This is a genomic window from Bradyrhizobium lablabi, assembly GCF_900141755.1.
Taxonomy (GTDB): domain Bacteria; phylum Pseudomonadota; class Alphaproteobacteria; order Rhizobiales; family Xanthobacteraceae; genus Bradyrhizobium; species Bradyrhizobium lablabi_A.
This window is the reverse complement of record NZ_LT670844.1, coordinates 5847726-5867580: the sequence shown is the minus strand read 5'-3', so window position 1 is coordinate 5867580 and position 19855 is coordinate 5847726. Positions and strand designations below refer to the sequence as shown.

Genomic DNA, 19855 nt, shown 5'->3' with positions numbered 1-19855 from the left:
AATGACGTTCCTCACGAACTCGTCGGTTGCGCATCTTGCGAATTTTGAGCATTCACATGCCGTCTGCGGCATTATCGCTGCGTTCGGCGGTCTTCTCGGCAACAACGAAAAGGGAGAATCTTGATGCTCAAATTCTATTTCAACGGTGCGCCCAATCCCACCAAGGTCGCGCTGTTTCTGGAAGAATCCGGCCTGCCTTACGAGCTGGTGCCGGTCGACACCCGCAAGGGCGATCAGTTCAAGCCGGAATTCCTGAAAGTGAATCCGAACGGCAAGGTGCCGGCGATCGACGATGACGGCGTGTTCGTGTTCGATAGCAACGCGATCCTCTTGTACCTCGGCGAGAAGACCGGAAAATTCCTGCCGCCCAATACGCCGAAGACCCGCGCGCAATTGCTGTCGTGGCTGATGTTCGTCGCGACCGGCGTCGGTCCCTATTCGGGCCAGGCGGTGCATTTCAAGACCGTCGCACCGAAGGAGCTGGAATATGCGCGGACCCGCTACCAGTTCGAAGCGGAGCGTCATTACACCATCCTCAACGACCATCTCGCAGGCCACCGCTACATGGTCGGTGACACCTATACCATCGTCGATATGGCGTTCTGGGGCTGGGCGCGGCTGGCGCCCTTCGTGCTCGGCGAAGAGGTCTACGCCAAATATCCCAACGTGAAGCGCCTGGTCGATGAGATTTCGGCGAGGCCCGCTGCGGCGCGGGCGGTCGCGCTGAAGGACAAGTTCACCTTCAAGGCCGAGATGGACGACGAGGCCCGCGGCTTCATGTTCCGCCATCTCAAGACCAAGGCGGCCTAACTTACCGCGTCATTCCGGGATGGTGCGTAAGCACCAGACCGCAGATGCGCAATTGCGCATCGGGGAATCTCGAGATTCCGGGTTCGCGCTCACGCGCGCCCCGGAATGACGTCTAAAACAACCTCAACCCTCTAACGCCGCGATAGCTTCGATCTCGACCAACCAGCCCGGCTGAGCCAGCCGCGTGACGACCACGAGCGTGCTGGCCGGCGGTTTCTCGGCATTGACGTAGCGATCGCGGATCGCGCGCAGCTTCGGCACGCTGGCCTGATCCACCTCGGCGACGAGATAGATGTTCAGCTTGACGATATCCGCCATGGTGCCGCCGGCCGCTTCGACCGCGATCTTGAGATTGCGGAACACCTGTTCGACCTGCGCTTCGAAATCACCCTCGCCGACGAGCTTGCCTGACGCATCGCTCGATACCTGGCCAGCCAGATAGACGGTGGTACCTCCCTGGACCTTCGCAATATGCGAATAGCCGCGCGGCGGCGGCAGCGACGCCGGGCTGAAGAATTCCTTCGATGCTTTGCTCATATACCGATCTCCCTGTCAGGGCACGGCCGAAATCGCTTCCGCCGGATCGCCTAATACCGCATTGACCAGCGCGGAATCGGCATATTCCGTCCACTCCTTCAGCCGTCCGGCCTCGAGCTTTAACACATTGCAATAGACGTTGTTATACGCGTTGCCTTCCTTGGTCGTGTTGCGGCCGCAGGCTTCGACCACGACAAGGTCGCCCTCGGCGATAAAGCGGACGGGAACGCTCCTGATCGGCCCCTCGATCTTCGCCCGCAGGGGTGCGAACAGTTCGGCGAGCACGGCCGCCTTGCCGTCATAGCTCCGCGCCCATTTGCTGGTCCCGGTGACGACGAAACGGAAGTCGTCGGCAAGGCTTGCGAGCAATGGAGCCGAGTTGCCATTGCCCAATTCGTTGAAGATGTGCTCGACGATCTTTTTGTTCTCAGCGGCGCTCATGGTCCGAATTCTCCATCGATCGATCCGGCCGCATCATCGCCGCGCAGACGATATTCTTCCAATCGATAGTCGATATGATATATATTCAGTCCATGAATTTAGCCGCGCTCGATCTGAACCTGCTGGTGGCGCTGGACGCGCTGCTGCTCGAAGCCAATGTCAGCCGCGCCGCGATGCGGATCCACTTGTCGCAGCCGGCGACGAGCCATGCGCTGCAGCGGCTGCGCGATCTCATCGGCGATCCTCTCCTGGTGCGCGTCGGCGCGCGGATGGAACTGACGCCGCGGGCGCAAGCGCTGCGCGGGCCGTTGGCGCATGCGCTCGAGCAGGTGCGCGGGCTGTTCGTTCCCGACGATTTCGACGCCGCACGGAGCGAGCGGCAGTTTCGCCTGATGATGCCGGATCTCGCGGTCGAGCTCCTGATGCCGCCGCTGATGGAAAAGATCACCCAAGTCGCGCCGAACGCGCGGATCGATGTCGTGCCGTGGCGCGGACCGGCGATCTTCACTGCCGAGTTCGCGCGCACCATCGACATGGTGATCTCGATCGGCAATGCGTTCAAGGGATTCCATCGCCAGCTGCTCTACACCGACCGCGACGCACTCGCGGTGCGGCACGGTCACCCGATCGGGGCAAAGCTTGGCCGGCGCGCGGCATTCCTCGAAGCGCGGCATGTCGCAATCATCATCCGCGGCCAGAACGAGGACCTGATCGACGGCTGGCTTCGCGGCAAGGGCATAGAGCGGCGGATCGCGCTGGTGGTGCCGGGCTATATCGAGGCACTGCACGTCGCCGCGCGCACCGATCTCGTCGCCTTCGTACCGCGCCGCCTGATCGGCGCGCTCTCGAAGCAATTGTCGCTGATGACCGTCACGCCGCCGCTCGATCCCGGCATCGACGAGCAATTCATGTTCTATCCGACCCGCGCCCAGATGGACCCCGGTTCGATCTGGCTGCGCAAGCTGATGCTGGAGACCGGGCGGGAGCTCGAGCGCGACAAGCGGCGGGCCGCCTGACGCCTGCCAATGCTGCCCGCTCAAACCTGCTGTTCGGCAAGGGCCTTGCGGACGGCCGGCCGCTCGGACATGCGCTTGCGATGATCGGCCACCTTCGGCAGCGCTGCCAGATCGACGCTGTCGCCCTCGAGCCACTGCGCGATCGTGAACAGATAGGGGTCGCAGATGGTGTAGGTCTCGCCCATCACCCACGGGCCCCTGAGCATCTTGCGTTCGATCAACGCAAAACTGGCGCCGACGCTTTTCGGCACCATCCGTTTCATGTCGGCGAACGAAGCCTCATCGGTCGCCCAGCGATAGCCGCGCCCCTTATGCGCATGCGCGACATGCACGGTGGAGCACAGATAGCTGTTGAAGGCCTGCGCTTGGGCGAAGGCGAAAGCGTCGTCCAGCGGTGCCAGTTTGGCCTGCGGAAAGCTCTGCGCGATGAAGGCAAGCATCGCCGGCGTCTCGGTCAGGATACCGCGATCGGTCACCAGCGACGGGACGCGCCCCTTCGGGTTGATCCCAAGATATTCCGGGCTGTTCTGCTGGTTGGTTTTGAAATCGACCTTCTCGGTCGTATAGGGCGCGCCGGCCTCCGCAAGCGCAATATGCGAAGCGAGCGCGCAGGTACCGGGGGCGTAATAGAGCTTGAACATGGAGGATCCTCACGGGGGATGCCGGAGGTTAACGGGGTACCGTTTCGCCGTCCATCCCTGGTGTGCCCTTGAACGGCCCGGTTTCGCGGTTGCCCACGACGTCGCTCCCGTGCCATCACCATGCCGGTTACCTGAGGGCGTACCATGACCGTACTCATCGCCGGCGGCGGCATCGGCGGGTTGACGCTGGCGCTCAGCCTGCATCAGATCGGCGTTCCCGCCAAAGTGTTCGAGAGCGTCGCGGCGCTGAAGCCGCTCGGCGTCGGCATCAATGTGTTGCCGCACGCGGTGCGCGAATTGATCGAACTCGGCCTGCTCGACAAACTCGACGCGTCCGGCGTACGCACAAAAGAGCTCGCGTATTTCTCCAAGCACGGCAAGCCGATCTGGAGCGAACCGCGCGGCATCGAGGCAGGCTACAAATGGCCGCAATTCTCGATCCATCGCGGTACACTGCAGCAGATCCTGCTGGATGCCGCGACCGAACGATTGGGCGCGGAGAATATTTTGACCAGCCACCATCTCAGTGGCTGGGCCGAAACGCCGCACGGCGTCCGCGCCGAATTCATCGACAAGGCGACCGGAAAGTCCGCCGGCCACCATGACGGCGCGCTCTTGATCGCGGCCGACGGCATCCATTCCGCGATCCGCGAAAAACTTTATCCAAAGGAAGGCCCGCCGATCTGGAACGGGCGCATCCTCTGGCGCGGCATTACCACATCCGACGCGTTTCTCTCCGACCGTACCATGATCATGGCCGGCCACGAAATGCTGAAATTCGTCTGCTATCCGATTTCGAAGGAGCCGGATGCCGACGGCAAGCATCAGATCAACTGGGTCGCCGAGCGGCACATGCCGCCGACCTATCAATGGCGCCGCGAGGATTACAACCGCACCGCAAAACTCGAAGAATTCCTGCCGTGGTTTAAGGACTGGAAGTTCGACTGGCTCGACGTGCCCGGCCTGATTCGCAACTGCCCGAACGCCTACGAATATCCGCTGGTCGATCGCGATCCCGTTCCGCAATGGACTTTTGACCGCGTCACCCTGATGGGCGACGCCGCGCATCCGATGTATCCGGTTGGCTCTAACGGCGCCTCCCAGGCGATCCTCGACGCCCGCGTCATTACCCGCGAGATTTTGGCGCATGGGCCGACCCATGCGGCGCTCGCAGCCTTCGAGGTGGAGCGCCGGCCAGCCACGTCAGACCTTGTCATGCTCAACCGCCGCAACGGGCCCGAGCAGGTGATGCAGCTGGTCGAGGAACGCGCGCCGGACGGATACAACGCCGTCACCGACGTGCTGTCGCTCAGGGAACTCGAAGACATCGCCGCCAACTACAAGCGCGTCGCCGGCTTCCAGGTCGAAGCCCTCAACGCCAGACCGCCGATCGTGACGATGCCGGCAAAGGCAGCGCAAGCCAGCGCGCGGTGAACCTCTCCCCGCGCTTTTGCGGGGAGAGGTCGAAATTCGCGCTAGCGAATTTCGGGTGAGGGGCGAGGCACGCTGCTCAACTCGACTTCGGTGTCCGCGGACGCAGCCCCTCACCCCACCCTCTCCCCGTGAAGAACGGGGAGAGGGAGAAGAGGGCTCGCCTGACTATCGTATCGCCTTCGCGGTCTCGACCAGTCGCGCGCTCGTTGTCGCCGTCGCGAGCACGGTGCCGTCTTCGCTCATCAGCCTTCCCTCGACGAAAGCGATGGTCTTGCCGAGTTGCGTGACCTTCGCCTCGCCGACGATCGGTCCCGGCTTCGCCGGCGCTAGGAAGTTGGTCGTCATCGTAATGGTCGCCGTGTAGAGCCGCCCCTCGGTCATCACGAACACGGCCGGGCCCATGGTGTCATCGAGCATGGCGGACAGCATGCCGCCCTGGACGAAGCCGGCAGGGTTCGAAAACTCCGCCTTGCCGTCGAAGCCGATCCGGACCCAACCCTCCTTGGGCCGTGCGTCGAGCAGATGCCAGCCGAGCAATTTCGAAGATGGCGGGGCGGCAAGATGGTCGAGGGCGGTGCTGATCATGGAGGCCTCCGTTTCGCGATTGCCTTAGCGCCTCGCTGCTGCCAGCGTGGTGTCAGGAGGATGCGCTTGGCAATCGGAGTTTAAACGCGGAGCCCGTGCGCAATGACCTTGCGCATGAGATTCGGGAATGCCTCGCCGGCGAGCGTCGCAATCGGCACCCAGCGCATCCCCTCTGGGGCCCGCGTCCGTGCGGGTACGTTTGCCGTGCAGACAACCAGCTCCAGCGGAAAATGCGTGAACACGTGGGTGACGACACCTGCCTTGCGATGCCAGCGCGCGATACCTTTCACTGTAGGCGCCTGTTGCAGCGCCGCCTTATCGTCCTGCGCGGCGATCCAGTCGGAGGTCGGCACCTCGGTCATGCCGCCGAGCAGGCCTTTTTCGGGGCGGGTCCGCACCAACAGCTCATTACCGCGCGTGACGACGAACGCCGCCCCGCGCCGCAGCGTCCCGGTCTTCTTCGGCGCCTTGCGCGGAAAAATCTCCTGATCGCCGCGCCCGCGTGCCGCACACTCGTCGTTCAGCGGGCAGAGCGCGCAGGCAGGTTTTTTAGGCGTGCAGATCGAGGAGCCGAGATCCATCAGCGCCTGTGCGCTGTCACCGGCGCGAGACGCACCCAGCAGTGTAGTCGCCAATTGCTGAATCAGCGGTTTCGCCTGCGGCAGCGGCTCTTCGACGGCGAACAGCCGCGACACCACGCGCTCGATATTGCCGTCGACCGGCATGGTGCGGCGGCCGAACGCGATCGCGGCGATCGCGGCCGCGGTGTACGGCCCGATTCCCGGCAACGCCCGCAAGCCTTCCTCGCTATCCGGAAACACCCCACGATGATCGCGCCGCACCGCCACCGCGCAGGCATGAAGATTGCGCGCGCGCGAATAATAGCCGAGCCCGGCCCACATCCGTAGCACATCGTCGAGCGAGGCGCGCGCCATCGCCTCGACATCGGGCCAGCGCGCGACGAATTTTTCGAAATAGGGCCCGACGGTCTTGACCCCGGTCTGTTGCAGCATGATTTCCGACAGCCATACCCGATAGGGATCGGCGGCTTCGCCCGGCGGCGGCCGCCACGGCAGCCGCCGGCGATGCCGGTCGTACCAGGCGAGCAGCAACGCGGGGCGAGCGGCTGCCGCATCGATAGCGACACCGCGACGCTTTGTTTTGGCAATTGCCGGAGAATTCATGACGCCACTGTAATGCCCGCGCGCCGATCTCTCCAACGTCATGCCCGCGCTTGTCGCGGGCATCCACGTCTTTCTTCTCTTCGCGGCGGCCTAAGGCGTGGATGGCCGGGACAAACCCGGCCATGACGGCAGAGTAGGTTCCGTCCGTACGCCGCGAGGTGATATAATGATCCATGGCAAAACCCGGCCCGATCTCGGCAAAACCGCTTTCCGTCCTGCTCAGCGACGTGTTTTCCGACGCCTACGCCAAACAGGGATTTGCGGCGCGGGAACTGGTGACGCGCTGGTCTGATATCGCCGGCCCCGAGGTGGCGGCCCATTCCGAGCCGTTGAAAATCCAGTGGCCGCGGCCGGTGGAGGGGCAGCCGCAGGAGCCGGCGACCCTGGTGTTGCGGGTCGAGGGCCCGATGGCCCTGGAGATCCAGCATTCCTCCGATGTCATCCTGGAACGGGTCAACCGCTTCTTCGGCTGGAGCGCGGTGGGCCGGCTGGCGCTGCGGCAGGCGCCGCTCTCGCGACGGGAGCGCAAGGTGGCTTCCCGCGCGCCGGATGCGGCCTCGGTCGCCAAAGTCGCCGAAACCCTGTCCTCGGTCGAAGACGAGGAATTGCGGACGGCGCTGGCGCGGTTGGGGGCCTTGATCAAGCGAAATTGAGGCTGCCTTGGCTCGCGGCAATCGCGGCGTGCCATTGCCACAATTGCGGTTTCAAGCTAGCGAACACACCTCTTCTTTGGGTCCTTTGGGCGTGAACGCGCCAATCCGGGAGTACACCGTTGATCATCACGCGCCGCGCCTTCACCGCCGCCCTGTCGCTGACCGGGCTTGCCGCCCTCGCCGGCTTTTCGCCGCTATCGCTGATCGCAGAGGCGATGGCGCAAAGCGCCTCCGATGTCGCCAAACCGGTATCGCTGCCGGACATGGCGCTCGGTCCCGCCAATGCCCCGGTGACGATCACCGAATACGCGTCGATGACCTGCCCGCATTGCGCGGCCTTCGACAAGGCCGTATTCCCGAAGATCAAGTCGGAATATATCGACACCGGCAAGATACGTTACGTGTTCCGCGAATTCCCGCTCGACATCAAGGCGGCGGCCGGCTCGATGCTGGCGCGCTGCATCGCCAAGGACGATGCGAGCAAATATTTCACCGTCGTCGACCTCTTGTTCAAGCAGCAGGACGAGTGGGTGATGAAGAACACCACCGAGACGCTGACCCGCATCGGCAAGCAGGCCGGCCTCAGCCAGCAGGCGGTCGAGGATTGCCTGAAGGACCAGGCGCTGCTCGACAAGATCGCCGCCGACCAGAAATACGCCAGCGAGGTGTTGAAGGTCGATTCGACGCCAACGTTTTTCGTCAACGGCGAGAAGATCAAGGGCGAGACCTCGTTTGAGGAATTCGACAAGAAGATCAAATCGCTGCAAAAGAGCTGAGGGCGGCGTCCCGGCGCCCCGGGATTCATACGGGGCCGATGACCAGGCAAAAGCCTCTGGAAAAGCCAAGGCCAGAGGTTGCTCTCCGGCCCCAGCCTCGCCATTGTCGCCGCCATGAGCCGCAGGGAGCGACTCGCCCACACACCGACATTGCCTTCTATGGTATTGTCCCGGCAGGGAGATTCGCGCCCTGCCAACAGAGCATCGTGCCCATGAAACTCACACGCCTTCGCCTCCATGGTTTCAAGTCGTTCGTCGAACCCACTGACTTCGTGATCGAACCCGGCCTGACCGGGGTGGTCGGACCGAACGGCTGCGGCAAATCCAACCTGGTCGAGGCGTTGCGCTGGGCGATGGGCGAGACCTCGCACAAATCGCTGCGCGCCGCCGACATGGACGCGGTGATCTTCGCCGGTTCCGGCAATCGTCCGTCGCGCAACCACGCCGAAGTGGTGATGACGATCGACAATTCCGACCGCTCCGCGCCGGCCGCCGTGAATGATCGGGAGATCCTCGAAATTTCCCGACGGATCGAGCGTGATGCCGGTTCAGTCTATCGGATCAATGGCCGCGACGTGCGCGCGCGCGACGTGCAGATCCTGTTCGCGGATGCCGCCACCGGCGCGCGTTCGCCGGCTTTGGTGCACCAGGGCAAGATCGGCGAGATCATCCAGGCAAAACCCGAGCAGCGCCGCCGCGTGCTGGAAGACGCCGCCGGCGTCGCCGGGCTCCACGCTCGCCGCCACGAGGCCGAATTGCGGCTGAAGGCGGCCGAGACCAACCTCACCCGCGTCGAGGACGTGATCGGGCAGCTGGCCGGACAGATCGACGGGTTGAAGAAGCAGGCGCGGCAGGCGATCCGCTACCGCGAGGTCGCGGCCAAAGTGCGCAAGGCCGAGGCCATGCTGTTCCATCTGCGCTGGCTGGAGGCCCATGCCGGCGTCGCGGAAGCAACCCAAACCCACGACCTCAGCGTCCGCGAGATGGCGGAACGCACCCGTGAACAGGCCGAAGCCGCCCGCATCCAGGCGGTGCGCGCTTCCGAGCTGCCGGCGCTGCGCGAGGCCGAGGCCCGCGCCGCGGCCGGGCTGCAGCGGCTGACCAATGCGCGTGAGACGCTCGACCGCGAGGAACAGCGTGCCCAGGAGCGCGTCGCCGAGCTCGACCGCCGCCTGACGCAATTTTCCGCTGACATCGCGCGCGAGCAGCAGCAGACGTCAGATGCCGAGGTGGCGCTGGCGCGGCTCGATGCCGAAGACACCGAATTGAAAGACGAGATCAAGTCGCGCGTCGAAAAGCGCAGCGGCGTCGACGAACGCGTGTCGGAAGCCGAGGCGACGCTGGCTGCCGCCGAACGCCTGTTCGCTGAACTCACCACCGCGCTCGCCGACCTCAGCGCCAAGCGCAACCAGCTCGAAGGAAGCGTGCGGAGCCATCGCGACCGGCTGGCGCGGCTCGATCAGGAAATCGCCAATGTCGCAAGCGACGAGCAGAAGCTCGCGCAGGAGACCAGCGGTCTCGGCGACCTTGCGGCGCTGGCTCAGGCGATGGAGACCGCGCAGCACGGTCTCGCGCAGTCCGAGGCCGCCGCGCAAGAGTCGGAAGCCAGCCATGCCGCCGCGCGGCAAAGGCTCGAAGCCGCCCGCAGCCCGCTCAACGAGGCCGACAAGCGCGTACAACGGCTCGAAACCGAAGCGCGCACCATTTCAAAACTCGTCAATGGCGAGACCAAGAATCTGTGGCCGCCGATCATCGACGGCGTCACCGTGGCCAAGGGATATGAGAAGGCGCTCGGCGCAGCACTTGGCGACGATCTCGATGCGCCGGTCGACCCGTCGGCGCCGATGCGCTGGACTAATGCCGGGGTGATCGAGGGCGATCCGGCGCTGCCGGAGGGCGTCGAAGCGCTCGCCGCGCATGTGCAGGCGCCGTCCGAGCTTAAGCGCCGCCTCGCCCAGATCGGCGTCGTCGCCAAAGAGCGCGGCGCGGAGCTGGTGTCGCAGTTAAAGACCGGCCAGCGGCTGGTATCGCGCGAAGGCGACGTCTGGCGCTGGGACGGCTTTGTCGCCGCCGCCCATGCCCCGACCGGCGCGGCGCGGCGTCTCGCCGAACGCGCGCGGCTGGTCGATATCGAAAACGAGCTCGAACAGGCCCGCCTTGATGCGAGCGCCAAGCGGCAGGCGCTGGAAACCGCCGAGGCCGAGCTGAAGGCCGCTTCTGGTGCCGAGGCCGCCGCGCGCGACGCGTGGCGCACCGCCCAGCGCGAGGCCGATGCGGCGCGCGAGCGTCACGCCGCGACCGAACGCGAGATCAACCGCCACGCCGCGCGCAAATCGGCGCTGACCGAAGCCCACAGCCGCCTCAACGCCGACCGCAGCGAAGCCGAGGCCGCGCATGAAAGCGCGGTGGCGGCGCTGGCCGAATTGCCGCCGAGCCTCGAGACCGAGACGAAACTCGCCGCGGTGCGCAGCGATATCGAGGGCCATCGCCGTCTCGCAGCCCAAGTGCGCGCCGAAGCGCAGGCGCTGGCGCGCGAAGCAGAACTCGCGGATCGCCGCGTGCAGGCGATCACCGCCGAGCGCAACGAATGGCAAAACCGCAGGCAAAGCGCGGCCTCGCAGATCGCCACTATCGAAGCCCGCGTCACCGAGGTCAAAGCCGAGCGCGCCGAACTCGAGAACGCGCCGGCGATTTTCGCGGAAAAGCGCCGCGCTTTGATCAGCGAGATCGAGGCCGCCGAAAGCGCCCGCCAGATTGCCGCGGACGCGCTTGCCGCAGCCGAAAACGTGATGGCGGAGACCGACCGCGCCGCGAAGATTTCGCTCGAGGCGCTCGGAAGCGCGCGCGAGGCTTGCGCCCGCGCCGAAGAGCGGATGGACGGCTCAAAACGCCGCCTCGCCGACGTCGAGCGCGAAATCCACGACATGCTGGAAATCGAGCCGCAGGCGGTCGCGGGTCTCGCCGAAATCGAGCCGGGCGCGGAACTGCCGCCGCTTAACGAGATCGAGGAAAACCTCGAAAAGCTGCGCCGCGACCGCGAGCGGCTGGGCGCGGTCAATTTGCGCGCCGAGGAAGAACTGCGCGAGGTCGAGGCCCAGCACACTTCACTCACCACCGAACGCGACGACCTGGTGGAGGCGATCAAGCGGTTGCGCCAGGGTATCCAGAGCCTCAACCGCGAGGCGCGCGAGCGGCTATTGACCTCGTTTGAGACCGTCAATGAGCATTTCAAGCGGCTGTTCGTCGAACTATTCGGCGGCGGCGAGGCGGCATTGCATCTGATCGAAAGCGACGATCCGCTCGAGGCGGGCCTTGAGATCATTGCAAAGCCACCCGGCAAGAAGCCGCAGACGCTGTCGCTATTGTCCGGCGGCGAGCAGGCGCTGACCGCGCTGGCGCTGATTTTTGCGGTGTTCCTCACCAACCCGTCGCCGATCTGCGTGTTGGACGAAGTCGACGCGCCGCTCGACGACCATAACGTGGAGCGGTTCTGCACCCTGTTGCACGAGATGACGGCTTCGACCGAGACGCGCTTCATCATCATCACGCATAATCCGATCACGATGGCGCGGATGAACCGGCTGTTCGGCGTCACCATGGCCGAACGCGGCGTGTCGCAACTGGTCTCGGTCGACCTCGAAGACGCGGTGAAGATCCTCGACCAAAACGTGGCGTGAGCGCTTGCGTCCCTCTCGCCTCATCTATTGACGTCATCATCCGCCACCGGGTCGGCGCAGGGGCGCCGCCCGATGACAGGCTCCAGCGGATGATCCAGTACGCCGCGCCGTTGACGTACCTCACAGCCGTCTCGGACTACTGGATGCCCCGGTGGAGCCTGTCATCGGGCTCGCCGAAGGCGAGACCCGGTGGCGGGGCATGACAATTGATAGATGATCACTCCCGACCTTCCCGCTGAATTGAAAGCCGCGCTCGACGCGAAGCTGCAAGGCTTGTCGCGCGCTGAGGCCGCGACCCGCGCCGCGGTGATCTCAAAGACCTACCGTGACGGAGGGAACTCCGGCGCGATCGCTACCGAAACCGATGCGCTCGCCTACGCGCTGGCGCGGATGCCCGCGACCTATGCCGCGGTGACGGCGAGCCTGAACGCGCTAACCGAGATCGCGCCCGACTTCGCGCCACAAAGCCTGCTCGATGTCGGCGCCGGGCCGGGGACGGCGACATGGGCCGCGGGCGAAGCGTTTTCCTCGTTGACGGGCTTTACGCTGGTCGATGCCAACAGCGCGTTGCGCGCGCTGGCGCTCGATCTCCTCACAGGCAGCGCGCGCCTGCGCGATTGCCAGTACCAACGCGGCGAAGCCCGCGTCGCGCTCGCAGATCGGCAGGCGGCCGATCTGGTGATGGCGAGCTATGTGATCGGCGAGCTGAATGAGACAGAACGCGAGGCGCTTACAGACGCGATGTGGGCAAAAACCCGCGACACGCTCTTGGTCGTCGAGCCCGGCACGCCGGCCGGTTACTCGCGGATCATCGCGCTGCGCGAGCAACTGATCGCTTCAGGCGCGCATGTCGCAGCGCCCTGCCCGCATAATGACAAGTGTCCGCTTCGCCCGCCTGACTGGTGTCATTTCATCCAACGCCTGCCGCGGTCGCGGGCGCACAAGCAGGTCAAGGGAGCCGAACTGCCGTTCGAGGACGAGAAGTTCAGCTATGTCGCGCTGACACGCGCGCCGATCAGTTCACCTCACGCCCGCGTGCTGGCGCAGCCGGATGTCAACAAGGTCGAAGTGGTTGCAAAACTCTGCACGCCCACAGGCCTCGCCATCGCAAAAGTGCCGCGCCGCAACAAAGCGGACTACGCCCGCGCCCGGCGCTGGCGATGGGGCGATGCGGTAGAGGAATCAACCCGTTAACCCTTGAACTTATTTCACCTTGCGCCAGACCAAGGGGATAACCACCTCGTGGCGGCCTGCCCTGCGAGGTCTTTTTTCGAGGTTTTTGCTTTGCGCGAGTTCTCGTCGCAAAACCGGTATCCACTTTTGCGGAACACGCGCTACCCTGTTCTTGTTCTTCCTGCCCTTAATCGTCTTCCCATCAGGAGTTGTTCGTCATGTCGACCGGCTGGATCGTTATCGGCGTCATCGTTGTTCTCGTTCTCTTCGCATTCGCTGCCTATAACCGCCTGGTCGCGCTCAGCCAGCGCGTCGGCCAGGCCTTTGCCGACATCGACGTTCAGCTCAAGCAGCGCCACGATCTGATCCCCAATCTGGTCGAGACCGTGAAGGGCTACGCCGCGCATGAGCGCGGCACGCTGGACGACGTGATCAAGGCGCGCAACTCAGCGATGTCGGCGCAGGGCCCGGGACAGGTCGCGGCCGCCGAGAACCAGTTGAGCGGCGCACTCGGCAGGCTGATCGCGCTGTCGGAAGCCTATCCGGATCTCAAGGCCAACGCCAACTTCCAGCAACTGGCGAGCGAATTGTCCGATCTCGAAAACAAGATCGCCGCCAGCCGCCGCTTCTTCAACAACGCGGTCCAGGAATACAACACCGGCATCCAGCAGATGCCCGCCGCGTTGTTCGCCGGCATGTTCGGCTTCACCCACAAGGACTTTTTCGATCTCGGCGCCTCCAGGACCGAAGTCGAGGCGGCGCCGCAGGTGAAGTTCTGAGGTGATGATTATCCACTCCCGTCATTCCGGGGCGATGCGAAGCATCGAACTACGATGTGCAATTGCACATCGGAGAATCTCGAGATTCCGGGTTCGCGCCACCCGAACTCGGGTTTACCCGAGTTCGGCAATATCAATGTCCAAGTCGGCAACAGCCGACTTGGATGGCGCGCCCCGGAATGACGGGGCTTAACGGAAGCGCATCATGGCCGCCTACGGTCTTTACACGCACATCGCATCGAACAAATTTCGTTCGATGGTGCTGCTCGCCGGGCTGTTCGCCCTGGTCTATGTCGTCGTCTATGCCGGCGCGCTGATCATCGAAGTCCTCGGCAACGGTGGCGCGAGCGTCGACTATTATATGGCGGCGGCGCTGCGCGACCTGATCTGGTCGCTGCCCTATTCGACCGGGACAGCGCTGCTGTGGATCGTGATCGCTTATTTTTTCCATCAATCGATCGTCGATGCCGTGACCGGCGGCGAGGATGTGACGCGGCAGCAGCAGCCCCGGCTCTATAATCTCCTCGAAAATCTCTGCATCTCCCGCGGCATCCCGATGCCGAAACTGAAGGTGATGCAAAGCGACGCGCTCAACGCGTTCGCGACCGGGCTCAACCAGCGGCAATATGCCGTCACCGTCACGACCGGCCTGTTGAACGCGCTCAACGACCAGGAGATCGAGGCGGTGCTCGGCCATGAGCTCACCCACATCCGCAACGGCGACGTGCAGATGATGGTGATCGCGGTGATCATCGCCGGCGTGGTCGGCTTCTTCGCCGAGCTGTTCTTTCGCAGTTTTACCAATTTTGGCTGGAGGTCGCGTCGCGGCTGGGGTTCCGGTGGCGGCTCGTCCTGGTCGTCGTCTTCATCTGAATCGTCCTCATCTTCTTCTTCCAGCAGCGACCGCAAGAGCTCCGGCGGCGGCGCCGCGGTCCTCGTCATCATCCTGGCGGTGGCGCTGATCGCGCTGGCCTGGCTGTTGTCACAACTGGTGCGGCTGGCGCTGTCGCGCTCGCGCGAGCTTTTGGCCGACGCCGGATCGGTCGAATTGACAAAGAACCCGGACGCCATGATCTCGGCGCTGCGCAAGATCGAGGGCCGTGGCGAGCTTCCCGGCGCCACCTCGGCGGTGATGGAATTATGCGTCGACAACCCGCGCGAGGGGTTTGCCGACCTGTTTGCGACCCACCCGTCGGTGGATTCCCGGGTCCAGGCGCTGGTGACATTCGCCGGCGGACACGATCCGGGACCGCTGGCGCTGCCGTCAGAGGATCAGGAACAGCAGCCCACAGACGACAAAACCCCGCCGCCCCTGCCCCATGGTCCATGGGGCGACGCCAAGGAGCCGGCCGAGGCCTCGCGGAACGGCCCCTGGGGCAATCCCGCCGGTCCGTGGGGGAAATCGAGCTAGCCGTCGCCTACGGCCTGTTAACAACACCGGCAGGATTGACGCGAACGGTTGTCTAATGAATTGAATTCCCCCTTGTTTCTGCCATGTTCGCGCCCAAAGCAGGGATGGGGACGCCCCGATCGCGTAAGGTGGGCTCAAGCGGCGGGGGATTCGAGGGGCATGATCCGGGGGCCGGAGGCGGTTTTTCGGCAAAACAAACGGCTTCGTTTGTTCTAGGATCGTGTTTCCATCGAACAAAGGCTGCGTAAGGGAAGTTCATGGCGAAGCCAGTAGTGATTGTGGTAGGCGCTGATAAGGGCGGGGTCGGCAAGACCACGGTCTCGCGCACTTTGCTTGATTATTTCAGCGCCAATAACGTGCCCACCCGGGCGTTCGATACGGAATCCCCGCGCGGCACGCTAAAGCGCTTTCATCCCGATCTGACCGAGATCGTCGATATGACGACGACTTCGGACCAGATGAAAATCTTCGATACGCTGAATTCGGGAACCCCTTCCGTCACCGTGATCGACGTCCGCGCCGGACTGCTGTCGCCATCGCTGGCTTCGTTGCGCGACATCGGCTTTCTCGACGCCGCCAAATCCGGGCAGATCACCTTTGCCGTGTTCCACATCCTGGGCCCGTCGATCGCTTCCCTCGACGAAATCGCCGAGACCGCGAATTTCATGGTGGGCGCGAAATATTTCCTGGTGAAGAATTTTATCAACAACACCAGCTTCTTCGAATGGGACCAGGCGACCTATAATTCCTATTTCCACCGCATCAAGGACGCCACCGAGCTGACTATCCCAAAGCTCAACGAAATGGCCTACGAGCAGGTCGAGGTCGCCTCGGTGCCGTTCCTGAAATTCGTCGCCAACAAGGGCACCCATGACGAGGCCGCGAATTATTCGTTCGTGCTGCGCGGCTATGTCCGCCACTGGCTGGCCAATGTCTGGAGCGAATTCGACCGCATCAAGCTGACCGACCTGGTCGGCTCCGGCAAACCGGGCGGGCGCGGCGGCGAAAAATAATTGAAAAATAAATTGCCCTGGCGAATATGAATTGGCTGGATTAGGCGCCGAATTGCCCTGATATAGCGCGTGATGCCCGCCACACCCGTCTACATCATCTGCTCGCCCCGCCCGCTGGTCGGCAAGACGCTGACCGCGCGGCTGCTCTGCGAGTTCCTGCTGTTGAAGAACGGCACGGTCAACGCCTTCGACATCAACCTGAAAGAGCCCTCGCTGCTCGAATATCTGCCTGCCGTCACCGAGACCGCCGAGGTCGACAACACCTTCGGCAAGATGCAGTTGATGGACCGCCTGATCGTCAATGACGCGGTCGCCAAGGTGATCGATCTCGGGTTTCACGCCTTCGACGAGTTCTTCACGATGTCGGAGGAAATCGGCTTCATGAAGGAGGCAGAGCGGCGCGGCGTCTCCCCGGTGATCCTGTTCGTCGCCGATACCGACCGCGCCTCGGCGCGCGGCTATGCCATGCTGGCGCAGCAGATCCCCGCAACCGCGCTCGTCACCATCGACAATGAATTTGTGGTGCGCGGCGAACTGCCCCCTGCCATGTCCCATGGCCGGATCATCCGCATCCCCGCGCTGCCGGTGTTCCTGAAGACCTATATCGACCGGCTGACGTTTTCGTTCACCACATATTTGCGCAAGGAGAAGGATTCATCGACCGAGCTGCATCAATGGATCCGCAAGAATTATTTTAGCCTCCGCGAGCTGGAGCTGAGTCTGATTTTGCAGCGGTCGTAGCTCTTCTCCCTCGCCCCGCTCTTCGCGGGGAGAGGGTTGGGGTGAGGGGCTGCATCCGCAAATTCGGAAGATAAAGAGTGCGCGGTGAGTCCCCCTCACCCGGCGCTTCGCGATAGCCGAAGCTTCGCTTCGGCGTTCTTTTCTGAGAACGGCCGCCGAAGGCGGCCTATGCTCTCCCCGCAAGCGGGGCGAGGTTGAAGAAGATCAATGCCCCTCGAAGGACATCAGCGTGCGTACCGGCACGTCCATCGCCCGCAATTTTGCGGCACCGCCGAGGTCCGGCAGGTCGATGATAAAACAGGCCGCGACCACATTGGCGCCGATCTGGCGCATCAGTTTGACGGCGCCCTCGGCGGTGCCGCCGGTAGCGATCAGATCGTCGACCAGGATCACGCGCTCGCCGGGATGAATGGCGTCGGCGTGCATCTCCATTTCATCGATGCCGTATTCCAGCGAGTAGGCGATGCGGACCGTGGTATGCGGCAGCTTGCCCCTTTTCCGGATCGGCACGAAGCCGGCGGAGACCTGATGGGCCACCGCGCCGCCGATAATGAAGCCGCGCGCCTCGATGCCGGCAACCTTGTCGATCTTGTTGCCCGCCCATGGCTGTACCAATTCATCGACCGCGCGGCGGAAGGCGCGCGCATCGCCGAGCAGCGTGGTGATGTCACGAAACAGGATTCCCGGCTTCGGATAATCCGGAATGGTGCGGACGGCGGCCTTCAGGTCGTTGTCAAACGTCATTTCATCCTCGTATCGTCAATCCGGCGCGCGCGCCAGCTCAATTGAGCGGCAGGCCAAGCCGGAACGCGTTTTCCACGATGCGCAGGCCCACCTCGCCGCCGAGCGACATCAGCGATTCCGGGTGAAACTGCACGCCGCCGACCGGCAAGGTCTTGTGTTCGATCGCCATGGCGACGCCGTCCTCGGTACTGGCCGTTACCGATAGCACGTCCGGCATGCTGTCGCGCTCGACAAAAAGCGAGTGATAGCGGCCGATCACGATTTCATCGGGCAGGTTCTGCATCAGCCGCCCGCCCCGCACCTCGACCGGCGAGGGCCGGCCATGCGCCGGCTGGCCCAACTGGCCCAACTGGCCGCCGAAATATTCCCCGATCGCCTGCACCCCGAGGCAGACGCCGAAGATCGGCAGCTTTTGCTCCAGCGCAGCCCTGATGGTTTTTGAAATCCCAAAATCCTCCGGCCGGCCGGGGCCCGGCGACAGCACCAGCAGGTCCCAGCGCTTCTGTTTGAGCATTTCAAGCGCGTGAACGTGCCTGACCACCGTGACGTTGGCGCCGACCTGCCGGAAATAATCCGCCAGCATATGGACAAAGCTGTCGTCATGGTCGATCAGCAGCACCTGCTTGCCGGAGCCTGTGGCATCCGGTGCGAACGCCGACAGCGGCTTTGGCGGATCGCCGCGCAGCGCCTGAAACAGCGCCGCCGCCTTGACCTGGCATTCCCTGTCCTCGGCGGCGGGGTCCGAGTCAAAGAGGCAGGTGGCGCCGACCCGCACCTCGGCGAGGCCGTCCTTCATCCGGATAGTGCGGATGGTCAGCCCGGTATTGATGCTGCCGTCGAAATTGACGGCGCCGATCGCGCCGGCATACCAGCGCCGCGGCGAACGCTCATGGTCCTCGACGAACTGCATCGCCCATAATTTCGGCGCACCGGTCACCGTCACCGCCCAGGCGTGGGTGAGGAACGCGTCGAGCGAATCGAACCCCGGCCGCAGCATGCCTTCGACGTGATCGACGGTGTGGAACAGTTTTGAATAAGTCTCGATCTGCCGCCGCGCCAGAACTTTAATCGTTCCGGGCACGCAGACCCGCGCCTTGTCGTTGCGGTCGACGTCGGTGCACATGTTGAGTTCGAATTCGTCTTTTTGCGAATTCAACAATTGCCGGATCTGCTCGGCGTCGCCGATCGCATCGACGCCGCGGGCGATCGTGCCCGAGATCGGACAAGTCTCGACCCGCCTTCCGTCGGAGCGGACGAACATCTCCGGCGAAGCCGACACCAGAAACTCGCCATCGCCGAGGTTCATCAGCGCGCCATAGGGCGAGGGATTGATCCGGCACAGCCGCTGGAACACTTCGGCGGGCGAGCGCTCGCAGGGTTCGGCGAATAATTGCCCCGGCACCGCCTCGAACAGGTCGCCGCGCGCGAATGCCGCACGCGCGGTCTCGACGGTTGCCTGATATTCGCCGGGCGCGTGATCGGAAAATCCCTGCCGCGGCGCTTTTGCGTAGACGCTTTCCGGGGTGTCGCGCGGAAAACCTTCGGTCGACTGGCCCTTCCAGGCAAAATCGTAGCTCAAAACCACGCCGCGGCCCGTGGCGCGGTCGTATGCCAAGAGGCGGTCCGGCACGTAGAGCACGATGTCGCGCTGATCCTTTTCGCGCGCGCGCTTCTGCACGAGATCTTCGATCTGGAACACCAGATCATAGGCGAAGGCGCCGAACAGGCCGAGCAACGGATCGTCATGGGCGCCGAACGCCGCCACCAGCTCGCGCACCAGCGACATCACGCTGGTGCGGCGGGTGCGCTGATCCTCGTCGACCGGCGCCGGGCCACGAACGATATGGCCGCTCAGCCTGGACGCAGTCTTCTCCGTGACGACGACACAGGGCTCGCGCAAGACCTCGCCGAGGAATGCGATCAGCACTTCTCCGCGCGTGTTCAGCGCGGCAAGCGAAAAGTCGACACCTGTGGTTTGCAGCTGCAGCGGCGGATCGGAAAAGCCGAGGTCAAAACTCTCGTAGCGTCCCGGCACCGTGGTGCCCGACGACAGCACCACGCCGCGGCGGCGGTCGAGCAGCTCGATCAAATCGTCGAGCCGGCTGGCGCCACCGGAGAATTGCTCCACCGACCGCGTGACCGCGAGCCCGCCATGGGTACGATATTCGCTGCGGGCGGGGAGTGAAAAAACCGTCCTGTTCATGTGATCCTCTTACGAAACTTGCCGAGGGAACGCCACA

18 protein-coding genes are annotated in these 19855 nt (G+C 63.9%); 11 read left to right on the top strand and 7 right to left on the bottom strand.

Annotation, left to right across the window (positions count from 1 at the left end; genetic code table 11):
* Positions 1-123: 123 nt before the first annotated feature.
* Positions 124-810 (top strand): glutathione S-transferase family protein, encoded by a 687-nt coding sequence (locus tag B5526_RS27465; protein ID WP_079542928.1) that lies wholly within the window; start codon positions 124-126, stop codon positions 808-810.
* A 123-nt stretch (positions 811-933) separates the two neighbouring features.
* Here B5526_RS27465 and B5526_RS27460 read toward each other — a convergent pair whose 3' ends face one another.
* The gene (locus B5526_RS27460; protein WP_079542927.1) at positions 934-1347 is read right to left on the bottom strand and encodes a RidA family protein; all 414 of its coding nucleotides are present in this window, start codon (positions 1345-1347) and stop codon (positions 934-936) included.
* A gap of 15 nt (positions 1348-1362) precedes the next feature.
* A complete protein-coding gene (locus tag B5526_RS27455) occupies positions 1363-1788 on the bottom strand; it encodes a nuclear transport factor 2 family protein (RefSeq protein WP_079542926.1) in 426 nt (141 codons plus the stop codon).
* Positions 1789-1880: 92 nt separating this feature from the next.
* On the opposite strand from B5526_RS27455, the gene B5526_RS27450 reads away from it, so the two are divergent.
* Positions 1881-2804, top strand: coding sequence for a LysR family transcriptional regulator (locus B5526_RS27450; RefSeq protein ID WP_079542925.1), 924 nt, complete (start codon positions 1881-1883; stop codon positions 2802-2804).
* 20 nt (positions 2805-2824) lie between these two features.
* On the opposite strand, the gene B5526_RS27445 is transcribed toward B5526_RS27450, so the two are convergent.
* Entirely contained in the window at positions 2825-3445 is a 621-nt protein-coding gene (locus B5526_RS27445) for a glutathione S-transferase family protein (protein WP_079542924.1), read from the bottom strand.
* 144 nt (positions 3446-3589) lie between these two features.
* On the opposite strand from B5526_RS27445, the gene B5526_RS27440 reads away from it, so the two are divergent.
* Positions 3590-4879: a flavin-dependent oxidoreductase gene (locus tag B5526_RS27440; protein ID WP_079542923.1), complete on the top strand. Its 1290-nt coding sequence runs from the start codon at positions 3590-3592 to the stop codon at positions 4877-4879.
* Between the two features lie 165 nt (positions 4880-5044).
* On the opposite strand, the gene B5526_RS27435 is transcribed toward B5526_RS27440, so the two are convergent.
* Positions 5045-5464, bottom strand: coding sequence for a PaaI family thioesterase (locus tag B5526_RS27435; RefSeq protein ID WP_079542922.1), 420 nt, complete (start codon positions 5462-5464; stop codon positions 5045-5047).
* 80 nt (positions 5465-5544) lie between these two features.
* Positions 5545-6648 carry an A/G-specific adenine glycosylase gene (gene mutY / locus B5526_RS27430; RefSeq protein ID WP_079542921.1) on the bottom strand — a complete coding sequence of 368 codons (1104 nt, stop codon included), beginning with the start codon at positions 6646-6648 and terminating at the stop codon, positions 5545-5547.
* Positions 6649-6821: 173 nt separating this feature from the next.
* Here mutY and B5526_RS27425 point away from each other — a divergent pair, with 173 nt between their 5' ends.
* The 8 genes from B5526_RS27425 (at position 6822) to B5526_RS27390 (ending at position 16871) form a co-directional block, all read left to right on the top strand.
* A complete protein-coding gene (locus B5526_RS27425) occupies positions 6822-7301 on the top strand; it encodes a DUF721 domain-containing protein (protein WP_079542920.1) in 480 nt (159 codons plus the stop codon).
* Between the two features lie 119 nt (positions 7302-7420).
* Positions 7421-8077 (top strand): DsbA family protein, encoded by a 657-nt coding sequence (locus tag B5526_RS27420; RefSeq protein WP_079542919.1) that lies wholly within the window; start codon positions 7421-7423, stop codon positions 8075-8077.
* 212 nt (positions 8078-8289) lie between these two features.
* Positions 8290-11754: a chromosome segregation protein SMC gene (smc, locus tag B5526_RS27415; RefSeq protein ID WP_079542918.1), complete on the top strand. Its 3465-nt coding sequence runs from the start codon at positions 8290-8292 to the stop codon at positions 11752-11754.
* Between the two features lie 213 nt (positions 11755-11967).
* Positions 11968-12948, top strand: coding sequence for a small ribosomal subunit Rsm22 family protein (locus B5526_RS27410; protein ID WP_079542917.1), 981 nt, complete (start codon positions 11968-11970; stop codon positions 12946-12948).
* Positions 12949-13145: 197 nt separating this feature from the next.
* Positions 13146-13706, top strand: a complete 561-nt coding sequence (locus B5526_RS27405) for a LemA family protein (protein WP_079542916.1) — start codon at positions 13146-13148, stop codon at positions 13704-13706.
* A gap of 205 nt (positions 13707-13911) precedes the next feature.
* A complete protein-coding gene (locus B5526_RS27400; RefSeq protein WP_079542915.1) occupies positions 13912-15117 on the top strand; it encodes a M48 family metallopeptidase in 1206 nt (401 codons plus the stop codon).
* A 257-nt stretch (positions 15118-15374) separates the two neighbouring features.
* On the top strand, positions 15375-16130 hold the full coding sequence (locus tag B5526_RS27395; protein WP_079542914.1) for a hypothetical protein: 756 nt from the start codon (positions 15375-15377) through the stop codon (positions 16128-16130).
* Between the two features lie 72 nt (positions 16131-16202).
* Positions 16203-16871: a hypothetical protein gene (locus B5526_RS27390; protein WP_079542913.1), complete on the top strand. Its 669-nt coding sequence runs from the start codon at positions 16203-16205 to the stop codon at positions 16869-16871.
* A 204-nt stretch (positions 16872-17075) separates the two neighbouring features.
* Here the strand turns inward: B5526_RS27390 and B5526_RS27385 are convergent, their stop codons facing one another.
* Entirely contained in the window at positions 17076-17615 is a 540-nt protein-coding gene (locus tag B5526_RS27385; RefSeq protein WP_079542912.1) for an adenine phosphoribosyltransferase, read from the bottom strand.
* A 37-nt stretch (positions 17616-17652) separates the two neighbouring features.
* Positions 17653-19818: an anthranilate synthase component I gene (locus tag B5526_RS27380; RefSeq protein ID WP_079542911.1), complete on the bottom strand. Its 2166-nt coding sequence runs from the start codon at positions 19816-19818 to the stop codon at positions 17653-17655.
* Positions 19819-19855 lie beyond the last annotated feature (37 nt).

Excerpts from the sequence above, each read along its gene's own strand:
- smc (WP_079542918.1), top strand. The coding sequence starts at position 8,290 with ATGAAACTCACACGCCTTCGCCTCCATGGTTTCAAGTCGTTCGTCGAA.
- B5526_RS27440 (WP_079542923.1), top strand. The coding sequence starts at position 3,590 with ATGACCGTACTCATCGCCGGCGGCGGCATCGGCGGGTTGACGCTGGCG.
- B5526_RS27450 (WP_079542925.1), top strand. The coding sequence starts at position 1,881 with ATGAATTTAGCCGCGCTCGATCTGAACCTGCTGGTGGCGCTGGACGCG.
- B5526_RS27425 (WP_079542920.1), top strand. The coding sequence starts at position 6,822 with ATGGCAAAACCCGGCCCGATCTCGGCAAAACCGCTTTCCGTCCTGCTC.
- B5526_RS27380 (WP_079542911.1), bottom strand. The coding sequence starts at position 19,818 with ATGAACAGGACGGTTTTTTCACTCCCCGCCCGCAGCGAATATCGTACC.
- B5526_RS27410 (WP_079542917.1), top strand. The coding sequence starts at position 11,968 with ATGATCACTCCCGACCTTCCCGCTGAATTGAAAGCCGCGCTCGACGCG.
- B5526_RS27405 (WP_079542916.1), top strand. The coding sequence starts at position 13,146 with ATGTCGACCGGCTGGATCGTTATCGGCGTCATCGTTGTTCTCGTTCTC.
- B5526_RS27400 (WP_079542915.1), top strand. The coding sequence starts at position 13,912 with ATGGCCGCCTACGGTCTTTACACGCACATCGCATCGAACAAATTTCGT.
- B5526_RS27465 (WP_079542928.1), top strand. The coding sequence starts at position 124 with ATGCTCAAATTCTATTTCAACGGTGCGCCCAATCCCACCAAGGTCGCG.
- mutY (WP_079542921.1), bottom strand. The coding sequence starts at position 6,648 with ATGAATTCTCCGGCAATTGCCAAAACAAAGCGTCGCGGTGTCGCTATC.
- B5526_RS27390 (WP_079542913.1), top strand. The coding sequence starts at position 16,203 with ATGCCCGCCACACCCGTCTACATCATCTGCTCGCCCCGCCCGCTGGTC.
- B5526_RS27455 (WP_079542926.1), bottom strand. The coding sequence starts at position 1,788 with ATGAGCGCCGCTGAGAACAAAAAGATCGTCGAGCACATCTTCAACGAA.
- B5526_RS27385 (WP_079542912.1), bottom strand. The coding sequence starts at position 17,615 with ATGACGTTTGACAACGACCTGAAGGCCGCCGTCCGCACCATTCCGGAT.
- B5526_RS27445 (WP_079542924.1), bottom strand. The coding sequence starts at position 3,445 with ATGTTCAAGCTCTATTACGCCCCCGGTACCTGCGCGCTCGCTTCGCAT.
- B5526_RS27435 (WP_079542922.1), bottom strand. The coding sequence starts at position 5,464 with ATGATCAGCACCGCCCTCGACCATCTTGCCGCCCCGCCATCTTCGAAA.
- B5526_RS27460 (WP_079542927.1), bottom strand. The coding sequence starts at position 1,347 with ATGAGCAAAGCATCGAAGGAATTCTTCAGCCCGGCGTCGCTGCCGCCG.
- B5526_RS27395 (WP_079542914.1), top strand. The coding sequence starts at position 15,375 with ATGGCGAAGCCAGTAGTGATTGTGGTAGGCGCTGATAAGGGCGGGGTC.